This is a genomic window from Marvinbryantia formatexigens DSM 14469 (assembly GCF_025148285.1).
GTDB classification, from domain to species: Bacteria; Bacillota; Clostridia; order Lachnospirales; family Lachnospiraceae; genus Marvinbryantia; species Marvinbryantia formatexigens.
On sequence record NZ_CP102268.1, the window covers coordinates 2,630,026 to 2,644,748 of the forward strand.

A 14,723-nucleotide genomic window follows, 5' to 3' on the forward strand; every position below is an offset into this window, starting at 1 on the left:
TTATGAGAACTGTGTCTGAATTAAAAAAGGAAAAGGGAATTCTGATTGCGGCTCACAGAGGAACCTGGGGAGGGAATATTCCTCCCAATACGATTGCCGCTTTTGATATTGCGTTAAAAGATGGAGCGGATATTCTGGAGATGGATCTATTTAAGAGTCTGGATGGAGAAATTTTTGTTTTTCATACAGGAAAAGAACCTGCCCATCTGGACCGCCATTTTAATATTGAAACGATGACTGCTGCAGAGATCAGAAAACTGAGACTGTGCAATGGAGATCTGGTAGAAACCTTTGTGCCGCTGAATTCTTTTGACGAAGTGCTGGAGCATTATAAAAATAAATGCATCCTGAATCTGGACAGATGCATAGGATTTGTAGGAGATGTGATACATGCGGTAAAAAGGCATAATATGCTGGATCAGATACTGCTGAAATGCGATCCTTCAGAACAGGCGCTGAAGCTGGTGGAAAACTACGCGCCCACTGTGGAATTTATGCCTATTTTTAAAGAAGAGGATACGGCCTCGGAGAAAATTGAACATATGAATATTAATTATATCGGTGCAGAGCTTGTATTTGAAAAGGAAACATCGCATCTTGCACAGGATTCTTACATTGAAATGATGCACAAAAAGGGCAGAATTTTATGGGGAAATGCCATTGTATATTCCAGCCGCGTGTTGCTGGCAGCGGGGCATAACGATGATGTTTCGCTTGCCGGAAATCCGGAAAGGGGATGGGGATGGCTGGCGGACAAGGGCTTTGACATTATCCAGACGGACTGGACACGTCACTGCGCAGATTATCTGAATAATCGTATGTAGCAGAGGTCTGAGATGGAAAGAATTCGGTTTCTGGGATGCGGGTCAGCGTTTAATCCGCTGTTGGGAAATACAAGCGCCTATTTTATAATGGAAGATTCTCTGGTTTTAATTGATGCGGGAGAGACGGTTTTTTCAAAGCTGTATAAAATGAAATTACTGGAATCCTGCCCGGAAATCTTTATCATCATTACACATACGCATAGTGATCATGTGGGGAGCCTGCCTTCAATCATTTCTTATACATACTATGTGTTGGGAAAAAGGGTAAATATCTTCTATCCGGAAAAATCTTTAGCTGTCCTGTTAGATATGATGGGAATTGTGCGGGAGGCATACGTGCTGTCGGTTGACAGGGATTTTTGTATCGGAAGTGTTGCGGTTCATGCGCTTTCTGTAAAGCATGAGGAAAACATTGGCTGTTATGGCTATTTGCTGGAATTTCCGGACGCAAAAATCTATTACAGCGGTGATTCTTATGAAATCCCGGATAGGGTGATTAAGGGATTTCTTGCAGGCGAAATAAAAAAGATTTATCAGGATACGACAGAATATGAGACAGAGCGTCTGTCTCACTGTCCGTTGAGTATGCTGGAATCGCTTTTTCCTGTTCAGATGAGAAAGAATATTTATTGTATGCATTTCTCGAATGATTTTATGAAAAAGCTTGAAGAAAAAGGTTTTAATTATGTGAAAGTGGAAGAAACCTAAGATGAGAGGATTCCGGATAAGAGGTTTTATAAAATGAGTATAGAAATATGGGGGAATTCTGTAAATAATCTGAGTATAGTCACAATGCTCCTGCGCATCGCGTTGTCAATGATTTGCGGTGGAGTGATAGAACTGGAACGGGGAAAAGCGAACCAGCCTGCCGGGATGAGGACCTATATGCTGGTTAGTCTGGGAGCCTGCATTGTTATGATTACGGGAGAGTTTGTGTATTACAAGTTTGCTACCGGAGACCCGGCGCGGCTTGGGGCGCAGGTAATCAGCGGAATCGGTTTTCTCGGAGCCGGTAGTATTGTTATATCCGGGAAATTAAGAATACGCGGACTGACGACAGCGGCAGGGCTGTGGGTATCCGCCTGCATCGGACTTGTTATCGGGATTGGCTTTTTTGAATGTGGAATTGCCGCTACACTTGCTGTTTATGTGACAATGGGAACCTTTAAAAGAGTGGAGGACAGGATTACTTTTCATAATGGATGGTTCAGCGTTTATGTCCAGCTCGGAGATATCTCAAATCTTACGGATTTTTACAATGGAATCAATGCTCTGGGTATGAAGATTGGAGAAGTACAGATATTTGAGAAAAAACATGAATTTAAAGGTGCGGTTATATCCATTCAAAATTGTATACATGAGGACAGAGAGGATGTGCTGGGGAAAATTGAAATGATACATGGGGTGGAAAAGGTAAACTTTATATCCTGACGATAGCAGAGCAGAAGCGGTTCGATTATTTTAGAAGTAAAATAAGGAAACCGCTTCTTTTGTTCATAATGTATCATGCAATATTTCTGGCGGTATGACATATGTGGCATACGGGAAAAACATTGCTTCTGCGTGTCCGGGATTTATACCGGGGAGCATACTTTGCCATACAGCCACAAATCATATACACGATTGTTTTTAAAGACAGCGCTGCGCTGTACCCCCTCTTTTAAAAAGCCATTCTTTTCCAGCACCTTCTGCGATGCGATATTGGGGGCATATACCAGACCGGTAATGCGGATAATGTCCAGCGTGGAAAAGGCTTCTTCGCAGATTATCCGGACGGCTTCCGTCATGATGCCCTTTGAGCGGTAAGCATCCAGCAGCATATATCCGATTTCCGCGTCTTTGCGGTAGACATCCGCCTTCTGCTCCACCGAGATATTTCCGACGATTTCTCCGTCTGCGACGATTGCGCGGAACACGCCGTCTTTTCCCTCATGCTCAGATACTATTTCAAGCCACGATACCGCGTCGGCCTCTGTATATGGGGAGGGCAGGCGGTCAGATAAATAAGAACGGTCCGCTTCATCACATATTTTCGCCAGAATGTGCTTATCCTCTAAACTCCATTTTTTCAGTTCGATGTGCATGAATCATCCACCTCCGTCTTCATGAGCTGTATTTCATATTTCTTATTTTACTCGCGGGAAGCAGATAAAGCAAGGAAAACATGGAATTTCCTGTGGATGGAGCGAACAGTAATCAGAAATATATGTTTAAAAAGCCTGATGCGTATGCTACAATAATTCTATATGAAGTAAGTGCATACCTTGTTTTATTTCCGGGAGAGGATATTGCTATGGTAGATGCCATTGAATTTAGAAATGTGACGTATGCGTATAAAAGAGTACCGGCACTGGATAACCTGTCATTTCGGATACCAGAAAATAGTATTGTTGGAATGATTGGCGCTAACGGAGCGGGAAAAACAACTGCTATCCGTCTTATGATACGTTATTTGCAGCCGGACAGGGGAAGTATTTTATACAAAGGGCAGGATATTTATTCGTTGTTGGGGAAAAACCATATGTTACATGGAAAATGGAACTGTGGGAATAAGAAAAGCAGAATGCAGTCCGGTGGGGGATATCCAATTACATATATTCCGGATTTGCCGGTTGTTTTTGAAGAACTGACGGTGCTGGAGCATCTGGCATTTATTGGAGCTATGTATCATACAGAAGAAAGAATAGATGATTTGACGGATTTATTTGAGCTGAAAGCACATCTGGATAAGGTGCCGGGCATTTTGTCAAAAGGGACACGTCAGAAGCTTTCTATTGCCTGTGCATTGCTGAGAGAATATGAAATATTGCTGGCTGATGAACCGTTTTCTGGTCTTGACCCGAAGCAGATCAGTGTTCTGAAGGAGAGGATACTGGAAGAAAAGTGCAAAGGAAAAACGGTGATTCTATCCACTCATTTATTAAGTTTGATTGAAAGCATCTGTGATTATTATGTGCTGATTGACAGAGGAAGGCTGTTATGCCAGGGAAGCCTTGCAGAACTGATGGAATTGCAGGGCTTGTCGTCATTGGAAAAGATTTATCTGCAGTTGTCCAGCCAGGAAGTCGGGGAAACAGAAGAAACAGAGACAGAAGATTGAGGGAGCGTGTGAGAACAATATGTTCAGATATTTTTGGCTGGAATCGTTCAGGGAAACAAAAATCCAGATAAAAAATTATCGGTTAGAACTGCTTGGTCTTGTCCTGTCAGGTGGAATATTTTTGAAGATAATTCTTACGTGGGGAACAGTAGCTGCTGCTTTATCTGGTGAGAAAAAGACAGTAGTCTGGGGAGTTTTTTGTCTGGTTTGCTTTTTTTATCTTATCCAGCATAAGAATCCAGTATTTTCCATAAATCCGGCGGCAATCCATTACTTTTTTAATTCTCCCTTTTTAAAATATGTGATGTTGCTTGCGGTATTAAAAACCGTATGCGTAAGGGCGGTTATTTCGATGGCTCTGGCAAGTGTGCTTTATAGGAAGGATATTTTAGGAAACCTGTTGCCATTGCTGTGCATATTTACCTACCTGATACTTATTGCGTGTGTTCAATGGCAGAAATTTAATGGCAGGCATCCGGTGATTCTCTGTGGGATTTATTTGTGTTCCAGCGGGCTGTTTCTCTGGATACAGCAAATGGAAAACCCGGCATTTGTAATAGTTATGCTTTTATGGCTTGTTCTGGTGGGAATCTATACGTGCAGAACAGATATAAAATGGGGGAAATATTTTGCGGCACTGTCTTATATGGAAAAAGTGAATTTTGCCGGAAGACACCGGAATACTGCAGCAATGCAGCAGCTTGCGGCGGAGCATTCTGCACGAAAAGAGCATTACATATATCTGTATTCTCTTCCATTATGCAGGCGAACAGCTCTGATTTGTAAAGCGTTTATAGAAACTATCAGGACGGGGAAAAATGTAATTCTGGTGATGGCGTTTTTACTTTTTTGTTCGGTAATTCTCACAAAGACGATGGTTTTTGCAGATGTGCCGCTTCTTGGTGATCCGTATGCTGCACGTCTGATAGCAATGTTTATATTTTCTACTTTCATTGCAAATATAAAAGAGGTATATGCCAGGCAGATTCTGTCAATTACAGAAAAGCATAAAAAAGGTTTTTTTATTCCATATTCTTTTACAGAAATCGTTGCAAGCTATGCACTGGTCTGTTATATGAGTATGGTGATGCTTGTAGTGCCATTTGGCATGATAATGGAAGCTGGATGCAAAAATATTCTGCTTTTTCTTATGGTGCTTCTTGCAGTAATGCTTCTGTTTTTTTCAGCCATGCGCCGGGAGCGGATGCTTCGGCTGTGCAATATACTGACCAATATTGTTATTTTTGCCTGTTCTGGGATGCTGTTTTAAGAATGAAATCTGGGGAATATTTAATGAATGAATAATATTCATTGACAAGCCATGAATTCTTTAAACAAGAAAAGAGAAATGAAATTTCTATGAAAAATAATTAATCGGGAAAAATGGGAAAACAGACCGCACAGGTTTCCTGTTAAGGGCTGTTTTCTCATTTTTACGGATGTGCAAGCAACATCAGCCGCAACTAAGGAAAGGTCCTCCGGACCTTTTTACACATACACGGCAGGCGTAATCGGCGTTTTACCAGCGCCTGCAGCCGCGGTGACGGCATCTTCTGTGGTGCATTTCCTGGAAAAGAAGCACCTGGATAAAGTCGCCGAGCCAGTTCTGTCCGGGCGGGTAGCGGCGGCGACCCTCCTGGTTCATAGAGAACATGTCGTCCTGGTCGTCTGTTTCTTCGACCGGATACCTGTCTTTTACCTTGTCGTAGATGTCGTCGGTTAGCATACGGATGCGCACGCGGTCCGGCATGGTGTCGAACATCATGCTGCCCTCATACTCCATGCTGTCGCAGACGCGTTCCACCTCCGCCATAATAATTTTGGCGATTTCCGGATACATTTCCTTCAGACGCTGCCAGTCGCGCTCATTTTCCTCCTCCAGAAGAATATCGTCGCTTATGCGGGTGCGGGAATCCAGGCGCGCCCCGGTCCCCGTCTGTGGCATGGCAGAATCCATGCGGGAAGCGCCGGGCAGCGGCATATCATCAGAATCCATACGCGCCATGCCGTTCTGCGGCATAGTCTGCTCCATATTTTTCATGGGACGCGGCATCTCTGAACGCAGCCAGGAGGGCGGGATGGCGCCGGGAAGCTGCCCGTCATCCATCATCTGGTCGCATCTGGGATAGCAGGGGCATTGCCTTATACAATTACAGGATTTTTTCCTATCCACAATAAAAGGCTCCTTTTGAGTGCTCCCTACATTATATGATTCCGAAAGATATTTGCTCCATGATGCTTTCGGATTTTTCTGCGCAGGGTGCTCTCAAAATCCTGGCATTCTGGCACTATATGCACTCAAACTGGCTTTGATAAAGCCTGTAGTAGGCGCCTTTTTTCGCCATCAGCTCTTCATGGCTGCCGGATTCGAGAATCTGTTTTCCATCCACATAGAAAATTCTGCTGGCTCCGCGGATGGTAGAAAGGCGGTGCGCGATAATAAAGGAGGTCCGGTTCTGCAGCATGGCGGCGATGCCGGACTGCACCAGAAGCTCCGTGTGCGTGTCGATGCTGGAGGTCGCCTCGTCCAGAATAAGGATGCGGGGGTCGGAGAGCATGGTGCGCGCAAATGCCAGAAGCTGGCGCTGACCGATGGAAAGCTGCGAGCTGCGCTCGCTGATTACGGTGTCGTAGCCGTGCTCCATTTTCATGATAAAGTCGTGGGCGTTGACTGCCTTTGCCGCGATTATCATTTCTTCCTCTGTCGCATCGCTCTTTCCATAGCAGATATTTTCGCGCACGGTTCCGGTGAACAGGAAGGTGTCCTGTGTCATTACGCCCATCTGCCGCCGCAGGCTCTCCAGCGTGACATGGCGGGTGTCAAAGCCGTCAATGCAGATTCTGCCGTCCGTGACATCGTAAAAACGGCTGATAAGACTGACAATGGTGGTTTTTCCGGCTCCGGTAGGTCCCACAAGCGCAATCGTTTCGCCGGGTTGTACCGTAAAGCTGATATTTTCCAGAACCGGCTTGTCCGGCTCGTCGGGGTAGGCAAAGCTGACATGTTCAAAACGTACCTCGCCCTTTACCGGCGGCAGCGCCGTGCTGCCTGGCAGACTGGTGATTTCCGCCGGGGTATCCAGAATATCAAAAATACGCTCCGCGGCGGAAATATTTGTCACGATTTTATTATAAAAGCTCGACAGATTGCGAATCGGGCTCCAGAACATTCCCAGATAAGTCGAAAATGCCAGAAAGGTGCCGATGCCGATTTCGTCCGCGCCGATGATGCGGATGCCGATAAAATACAGCAGAAATCCGCCGACGCCCCAGGTGATTTCTACCAGAGCGCCAAAGGTATCGCCAATGCGCACCGCATCGATAAAGCTGTCGCGGTATTCCATCGCGCAGCGCTCAAAATCCTGCTGACGCTCCGGCTCCGCGGCAAAGCTCTGCACAATGCGGATACCGGAAAAGCTTTCGTGGATAAAAGCGTTCAGATTCGAGTTTTTCTTGCGATGAATCTGCCACAGTTTATGCGCGGAAATCTGGATAAGAAACATTCCGGCGACCAGAAACGGCAGCGTGAGCAGCGCTGCCAGGGCAAGCCGCCAGCTTTTCACCAGCATGATACAGGCGACGCCGGCAACGGTGAGCAGGTCGGGCAGCAGCTTTGTCACACTGTCCGACAGCACATCCTTCAGAGAATTGACGTCTCCGATGACGCGCGCCAGTATTTTTCCGGTGGGACGGCTGTCGAAAAAGTGAAAGCTCAGTGTCTGGATATGCTCATAAAGCTGGCTGCGGATAGTCAGGAGCACTTTGTTTGTGACATCCGCCATCATGCGCATCCAGCATCTTGTGCAGACCATATGCACAAGAAACAGCAGAAGTCCAACGGCGGCGAGGCGGCAAAGTCCGGCGGCATCGCTGTTTGCAACATAGGTATCGATGGCAAGCTCGATCATCAGCGGCGTCGCCAGTGTGATGAAAAGCGTGACGAGCAGCAGCAGCGCCACAGCCGCCAGCATCTTTTTATAAGCGAAAAGATAGCGGTAAAGACGCAGAAGCGTCGCTGTTTTGGGGACATCATGCATAACCTCGTCTTCGCGGACGGAATTTACGGACATGGGAGTTCCTCCTCTCTGCGGAGCACAGAATTTCCGGGAGCAGAGACCGCGGCCTCCGGCGGTGACACAGTTTCCGGAGACAATGCAGTTTTCGGCGGCGATGCAGTTTCTGGCGGCGATACAGTTTCCGGCGGCAGTGCAGCATCCAGCGGCGACACAGTTTTCGGCAGGTTGTCAGCACCGGCTTCTTCACCGTACTGCACGCACCAGGTCCGGTAATAGCGCCCTTTCTGCGCCATCAGCTCCGCGTGGGTGCCGCGCTCCGCAATGGTATTATTCTCCAGCACAATAATTTCGTCCGCAGAGCGGACAGCCGAAATACGGTGCCCGATAATAATCTTCGTGGAATGCTTCATTTCTTTTAAATTTTTCTGGATGATCTTTTCCGTTTCCATATCAAGCGCAGAGGTGGCATCGTCCAAAATCAGAATAGGAGCCTGCTTTGCAAGCGCGCGGGCAATGCTGATGCGCTGCTTCTGCCCGCCGGACAGACCGACGCCGCGCTCGCCGATGACAGTCTCATATTGATTTCCGAGACGGCTGATAAAACGGGAAGCGCCCGCCTGCCGGCACGCCCATTCGACCGTCTGCTGATTCATTTTTTCGCGGCAGCCGGTTTTTACGTTTTCCGTCACGGAATCGGAGAACAGAAATACCTCCTGCATCACGACGGAGGAGGAGGCGCGCAGCTTTGCCAGAGGCAGCTCGCGGATATCTGTTCCGTCCAGCAGAATGCGCCCCTCGGTCACATCGTAGAAGCGCTGTATCAGATTGACGATGGTGGTCTTTCCGGTGCCGGTCATGCCCATGATGCCAAGCGTCTGCCCCGGTTTCAGTGTGATATTAATGTCTCTTAATATTTCATGTCCGTCCAGAGAAAAGCCGACGTGCTCAAAAATAAGCTCCCCGGCGACTATATCTCCCGGACGTATTGCCGCAGCGCCGTCCTTCTGTGCGCTCCAGGTCGGGTCGGACGTTTCAGAGGAGCTGGCGTTCTGCGCTGCCGCAGCAGGGTCCGTAATCTGCGGCGTCTGCTGCGCCACCTTTTTGATTTTTCTCCAGGAGGCGAACGCCGATGCGATATCGTTGCTCAGCCAGCCGAGAATCTCCATCGGCCAGATGACATTATTTGCATATTCGGAAAACGCGCCGAGCGCGCCAATCGTCATCCTGCCGGAAATCACCATCAGACCACCGATAATCACAACTGCCAGCAGCATCACCTTTCCGAGAAAGGTAATCAGCGGCTGGTATCTGGCAAGCAGCTTTGCCTGCTCCATATTCAAATCGTAAAACAGCCGGTTGTGACGGCTGAACTTGCTGATTTCATAATCCTCCCGCGCAAAGGCTTTGACGGTACGCACACCGGCGATGCATTCCTGCGCGACAGTATTCAGCTCGGCGGTCTCCTCGCTGATCTGGTCGTACACTTTGCCGAGCCCATTTTCCATGCGCACGGCGCAGAAACCAATCAGCGGCAGCAGCGCCAGCGGAACCAGGGTGAGATACGGATTCAGACGGAACATGCAGACCAGCACGAGGATGGTATGCGTAAGCGCCTCAACGGCGAGGATGCCGACGAAGCCGACGGCTGCCCAGACCTTATCGACGTCCTCTTTTGTGCGTGTCATCAGCTCGCCGGTGTTGTGCCGGTCGAAGAAATCCATTGACATGGTCTGGAGATGCCGGAACAAATCGCGGCGCATATGATAGCCGACGGAAACGCCGATATAATCATAGGTAAATTCCTTAATGTACTGAAAGACGGCGCGTCCGATGCCGATGCCAAGCAATCCGAACAGAAGCCGCATCAGCAGCTCCATCTGTCCGCCGACGATTACATCATCAATAATGCGCCGGGTAATCTGCGGCGCCATCATATCCAGCGCAATGCTGATGAGCATCGCGGCAAAGCCGAGCAGGTACAGAAAGCCGTAGCGCTTCATATAAGTACCCAGTTTTTTCATGATTTGTTGCTTCCTTTTTTTTCAATTAGTTTTTTATCCTGGCGGTTCTGCATCCGGTACTGCATGGGACTGATGCCTTGTATCCGGCGGAAGCTCTGCGAAAAATAGCTTGGCGAGGAAAAGCCGAGCATCTGGGAAATCTCGGAGAGCGTCAGGTCGGTCTCTGTCAGCAGATAAAGGCTTTCCTGTATCCGGCAGGAAAGAAGATAGCTGATGGGCGAGGTATCGTATGCATGGCGGAACAGGTGCGCCAGATAATATTTGCTCACATGGGCAACGGCGGCGAGGTCGTCCAGCGTAATATTTTCTTTAAAATGATTGTCAATATAGCGGCGGACGATGGCGGCCTCCCGGCTTGATTTGCGGGAGGAGGGCACGAAGGTGACGGTAAACTGGCTGCGGCGCATCAGCAGAAGCAGCACGACCTCCAGCAAATCCTGGCAGACAGTATTGTAGCCGGGCTGTTTGCTTTCAATCTCCTTTAAAAGATTGTTCAGATAGAAAAGGAGCAGCTCGCTGTTTGCCTGGAAATGCACGATGGAATAGCCGTCCTCCCCGGAATCCCCGGCGACCGCCTCCAGACCGTCGATGCCCAGAACAATATATTCCAGAGGAAGCTCGTCGGAGCTGACCTCTGTGTGCTCCACATTGGAGTTGACGGTGATAACATCGCTTGTCGTAATGGGAATGCTCTGGCTGGCAAGCTGCAGATAGCCGCATCCGCCGGTAATAAAAAAGAGCTCGGCGCAGGGATGGGTGTGCAGCGTGGAATGCCACTCGGCGCTGTAGCGCGCCGTACTGACGTAGAGCAGCCGGGTGACAGAACGGTCTACCGGATTGGTGGCGAGAGAATCAAGAACATAGCGGCTGGTACTCATACAAAAAACTCCTTTTCCATAGGGGATCTTCTGAAAAATGCTTATATCTGGGAGGGCCAGGGTCTTTCCCCATTTATGAGCAGGCTCATGCGGGTCCGGATCTTTTGCTCCTGGCATCATTATATGTCAAAATGTATGGACAGGCAAGAAACGATTGCTGATTTTAATGGAATGTAGTAAACTACAAATGGCAGCTTTGTCATCTGACGCCAGCGCTGCTCTGCAAATGGCGCGGACGGAACTGTTACAATTAAAATGATGAAAATTTATCCGAGGTGAAAAATACGTGAGTGCAATCGTTACATTGAAAAAAGGAGAAGGAAGAACCGTAAAATCCGGCGGAATGTGGATTTATGATAACGAAATCGCGTCCATTGCCGGAAGCTTTGCGGACGGAGATATCGTGCTGGTGCATGACTTTGACGGGTATCCGCTGGGACGCGGTTTTATCAACCGTCATTCAAAGATACGCATCCGCCTGATGACCAGAAACGCGGCACAGGAGATTGACCGGGATTTTATCCGTATGCGCGTGCAGAACGCCTGGAATTACCGCAAAAAAACGGTGGATACCGGGAGCTGCCGCCTGATTTTCGGCGAGGCGGATTTTCTTCCGGGCATTGTGATTGATAAATTCTCCGATGTGCTGGTGGTGGAATCGCTGGCGCTCGGTATTGACCGTCTGAAGGAGACGATCGTGGAAGCGCTGAAGGAGGTGCTGGCAGAGGACGGCGTCATTATCCGCGGCGTTTATGAGCGCAGCGACGCCAAGGTGCGCGAGCAGGAGGGCATGGAGCGCTGCAAGGGGTTTCTCGGCGAGCCGTTTGATACGAATGTGCTGATTGAGGAAAACGGCGTGAAATATATGGTGGACGTGGTAAACGGGCAGAAGACCGGATTTTTCCTCGACCAGAAATATAATCGGCAGTCCATCCGGCGGCTCTGTCCGGGCGCGCGGGTGCTCGACTGCTTTACCCATACGGGCTCTTTTGCGCTGAATGCCGGAGCGGCAGGCGCGGCGGAGGTGCTTGGCGTGGATGCATCGCAGACGGGCGTGGAGCAGGCAGAGCTGAACGCGCGGCTGAACGGTCTGGAAGACCGCGTAAAATTTGTCTGCCGCGATGTCTTTGAGCTGCTGCCGGAGCTGGAGGAGAAGGGGGAAACCTTTGATTTGGTAATTCTCGACCCGCCGGCGTTCACAAAGTCGCGCAGCTCCGTGAAAAATGCCGTCAAAGGATACCGGGAGATTAATCTGCGCGCTATGAAGCTGGTGAAGGATGGTGGCTTTCTTGCCACCTGTTCCTGCTCGCATTTCATGACGTACGAGCTGTTTACCCAGACGATCCGGCAGGCGGCGCAGAATGTCCACAAACGCCTGCGCCAGGTGGAATTTCGCACGCAGGCGCCCGACCATCCGATTTTGTGGGCGGCGGACGAATCCTATTATCTGAAATTTTATATTTTCCAGGTCTGTGACGAAAAGTAGAAAATAAAGGAAAAGGGGATACGGAAGATGACACTGAAGGAACTGGAGATCGGGAAATCTGCGGTAGTCACAGCGGTCGGCGGTGAGGGCGCGCTGCGGCAGCATTTCCTGGATATGGGCGTGATTCCGGGTGCGGAGATCACACTGGTAAAATATGCGCCGATGGGCGACCCGATGGAGCTGCGGATTCACGGCTACGAGCTGACGCTGCGCCTGGCGGATGCGGAAAAAATAGAGATAGAAAAGAAGAAAGCGGCGGCGAAAGCGCCGGAAGGGAAATCCGGGGCGCGCGCGGATTCCCGGAAAAAAGTGGAGCATCCGGGGCTTGGCGAGGGCGGACGTTATCACGTGAAGGCGGACGAGCATCCGCTGCCGGAGGGCACGAAGCTTACATTTGCGCTGGCGGGCAATCAGAACTGCGGAAAGACAACACTTTTTAATCAGCTCACCGGCTCCAATCAGCACGTCGGCAACTTTCCGGGAGTGACGGTGGACAGAAAAAGCGGCTCCATCAAGGGCTATCCGCAGACGGAGATTACCGATTTGCCGGGCATTTACTCGATGTCGCCGTACAGCAGCGAGGAGCTTGTCACGCGGCAGTTTATCATCGGGGAAAAGCCGACCGGCATTATCAACATTGTCGATGCGACCAATATTGAGCGTAATCTTTATCTGACGATGCAGCTTATGGAGCTGGACGTGCCGATGGTGCTGGCGCTGAATATGATGGACGAGGTACGCGGAAACGGCGGCTCGGTGCGCATCAATGAAATGGAGGAGCTGCTGGGGATTCCGGTGGTGCCGATCTCGGCGGCGAAAAATGAAGGCGTGGATGAGCTTGTCCGCCATGCGATCCATGTGGCGCAGTACCAGGAGCGTCCGGGAAGGACGGATTTCTGCAGCCAGGATGAGCACGGGGGCGCGGTGCACCGCTGCCTGCACGGCATTATGCATCTGATTGAGGACCACGCGAAGGCGGCGGGGATTCCGGTGCGCTTTGCGGCGACGAAGCTGGTGGAGGGCGATGAGCGGATTTTAAGTGCGCTGGCGCTTTCGCAGAATGAAAAAGAAATGATTGAGCATATCATCTGCCAGATGGAGGAAGAGCGCGGTCTGGACCGTGCGGCGGCGATCGCCGATATGCGGTTTGATTTCATACAGAAGCTGGTGGATGAGACGGTGGTAAAGCCGCAGGAGAGCAGGGAACATGTGCGCAGCAGAAAGATTGACCGCGTTCTGACCGGAAAATATACGGCGATTCCGGCGTTTGTCGGCATCATGGGACTGGTGTTTTATCTCACATTCAATGTGATCGGCGCGTGGCTGCAGGGGCTTCTGGAGTTGGGAATCGGTTATCTGACGGATGCAGTGGACGTCTGTCTTACCTCGTGGAATATTAATGAGGCCATCCACTCGCTGATTATCGACGGCATTTTTAACGGCGTTGGCAGCGTGTTGAGCTTCCTGCCGATCATCGTGACGCTGTTCTTTTTCCTGTCGCTCCTGGAGGACACGGGTTATATGGCGCGGGTGGCGTTCGTGATGGATAAGCTGCTGCGAAAGATCGGCCTTTCCGGCAGAAGTATCGTGCCGATGCTGATCGGCTTTGGCTGTACCGTTCCGGGCGTTATGGCGAGCAGGACGCTGCCGTCCGAGCGCGACCGTAAAATGACGATCATGCTCACGCCGTTTATGAGCTGCTCGGCAAAGCTGCCGATTTACGGATTTTTTGCGTCCGCCTTTTTCCCGGAGCACGCCGCGCTGGTGATGGTGGGGTTGTATTTTATCGGTATCCTTGTGGGAATCCTGGTGGCGCTGATTTCCAAAAACAGTATGTTTAAGGGTGAGGCGGTGCCGTTTGTGATGGAGCTTCCGAATTACCGCCTTCCGGGAGCAAAGAACGTGGCGCAGCTTCTGTGGGAGAAGGCAAAGGACTTTCTGCAGAGAGCCTTTACGGTCATTTTTATGGCGACCATCATCATCTGGTTTTTGCAGACCTTTGACTTGCACTTCCAGATGGTGAGCGATTCGCAGAACAGCATCCTGGCGGTTGTCGCCGGATGGATTGCGCCGCTGTTTGCGCCGCTCGGCTTTGGCGACTGGCGGATTTCCACGGCGCTGATTACCGGCTTCATGGCAAAAGAAAGCGTTGTGTCTACGCTTAACGTGCTCTTTGGCAGCACAGAGGCGGTGCTGGCGGCAATCTCACCGCTGGCGGCGGCTTCCCTGCTGGTGTTCTGCCTGCTGTACACTCCGTGCGTTGCCGCGATTGCTTCCATTAAAAGAGAGCTTGGCGGCAAATGGGCGGCAGGCGTGGTCATCGGGCAGTGTGCGATTGCCTGGGTGTGTGCGCTCCTTGTCCGTCTTATCGGGATGCTGTTCGGGCTGGGATAAGCGG

The 14,723-nt window shown here is 50.1% G+C and carries 12 protein-coding genes; 7 read left to right on the plus strand and 5 right to left on the minus strand.

Features of this window, described 5'->3' with window-relative positions; translation table 11 throughout:
- Window positions 1-2 precede the first annotated feature (2 nt).
- The 3 genes from NQ534_RS12400 to NQ534_RS12410 are packed head-to-tail and all read left to right on the plus strand — an operon-like array spanning window position 3 to window position 2,255.
- Complete coding sequence (locus tag NQ534_RS12400; protein ID WP_006860421.1) at window positions 3-824, plus strand: glycerophosphodiester phosphodiesterase family protein; 822 nt, start codon at window positions 3-5, stop codon at window positions 822-824.
- A 12-nt stretch (window positions 825-836) separates the two neighbouring features.
- The gene (locus NQ534_RS12405) at window positions 837-1,532 is read left to right on the plus strand and encodes an MBL fold metallo-hydrolase (protein ID WP_006860420.1); all 696 of its coding nucleotides are present in this window, start codon (window positions 837-839) and stop codon (window positions 1,530-1,532) included.
- A gap of 33 nt (window positions 1,533-1,565) precedes the next feature.
- Window positions 1,566-2,255 carry an MgtC/SapB family protein gene (locus NQ534_RS12410; protein ID WP_006860419.1) on the plus strand — a complete coding sequence of 230 codons (690 nt, stop codon included), beginning with the start codon at window positions 1,566-1,568 and terminating at the stop codon, window positions 2,253-2,255.
- 143 nt (window positions 2,256-2,398) lie between these two features.
- Here the strand turns inward: NQ534_RS12410 and NQ534_RS12415 are convergent, their stop codons facing one another.
- Window positions 2,399-2,908 (minus strand): GNAT family N-acetyltransferase, encoded by a 510-nt coding sequence (locus NQ534_RS12415; protein WP_006860418.1) that lies wholly within the window; start codon window positions 2,906-2,908, stop codon window positions 2,399-2,401.
- Between the two features lie 209 nt (window positions 2,909-3,117).
- Here NQ534_RS12415 and NQ534_RS12420 point away from each other — a divergent pair, with 209 nt between their 5' ends.
- Both NQ534_RS12420 and NQ534_RS12425 read left to right on the plus strand, forming a co-directional pair.
- Entirely contained in the window at window positions 3,118-3,924 is an 807-nt protein-coding gene (locus NQ534_RS12420; RefSeq protein WP_074680100.1) for an ABC transporter ATP-binding protein, read from the plus strand.
- Between the two features lie 535 nt (window positions 3,925-4,459).
- Entirely contained in the window at window positions 4,460-5,194 is a 735-nt protein-coding gene (locus NQ534_RS12425; RefSeq protein WP_260042659.1) for a hypothetical protein, read from the plus strand.
- Window positions 5,195-5,443: 249 nt separating this feature from the next.
- On the opposite strand, the gene NQ534_RS12430 is transcribed toward NQ534_RS12425, so the two are convergent.
- The 4 genes from NQ534_RS12430 to NQ534_RS12445 all read right to left on the minus strand — a co-directional run bounded on the left by NQ534_RS12430 (window position 5,444) and on the right by NQ534_RS12445 (window position 10,839).
- Complete coding sequence (locus tag NQ534_RS12430) at window positions 5,444-6,097, minus strand: hypothetical protein (RefSeq protein WP_143115822.1); 654 nt, start codon at window positions 6,095-6,097, stop codon at window positions 5,444-5,446.
- 115 nt (window positions 6,098-6,212) lie between these two features.
- Complete coding sequence (locus tag NQ534_RS12435; protein ID WP_006860413.1) at window positions 6,213-7,994, minus strand: ABC transporter ATP-binding protein; 1,782 nt, start codon at window positions 7,992-7,994, stop codon at window positions 6,213-6,215.
- Entirely contained in the window at window positions 7,985-9,961 is a 1,977-nt protein-coding gene (locus NQ534_RS12440; protein WP_006860412.1) for an ABC transporter ATP-binding protein, read from the minus strand. Before NQ534_RS12440 ends, NQ534_RS12435 begins: the two co-directional genes overlap by 10 nt.
- Window positions 9,958-10,839 (minus strand): AraC family transcriptional regulator, encoded by an 882-nt coding sequence (locus tag NQ534_RS12445; protein ID WP_040781582.1) that lies wholly within the window; start codon window positions 10,837-10,839, stop codon window positions 9,958-9,960. Before NQ534_RS12445 ends, NQ534_RS12440 begins: the two co-directional genes overlap by 4 nt.
- Before the next feature lie 343 nt (window positions 10,840-11,182).
- Here NQ534_RS12445 and NQ534_RS12450 point away from each other — a divergent pair, with 343 nt between their 5' ends.
- Window positions 11,183-12,325 carry a class I SAM-dependent rRNA methyltransferase gene (locus NQ534_RS12450; RefSeq protein ID WP_006860409.1) on the plus strand — a complete coding sequence of 381 codons (1,143 nt, stop codon included), beginning with the start codon at window positions 11,183-11,185 and terminating at the stop codon, window positions 12,323-12,325.
- A gap of 27 nt (window positions 12,326-12,352) precedes the next feature.
- The gene (gene feoB, locus NQ534_RS12455; RefSeq protein ID WP_006860408.1) at window positions 12,353-14,719 is read left to right on the plus strand and encodes a ferrous iron transport protein B; all 2,367 of its coding nucleotides are present in this window, start codon (window positions 12,353-12,355) and stop codon (window positions 14,717-14,719) included.
- Window positions 14,720-14,723 lie beyond the last annotated feature (4 nt).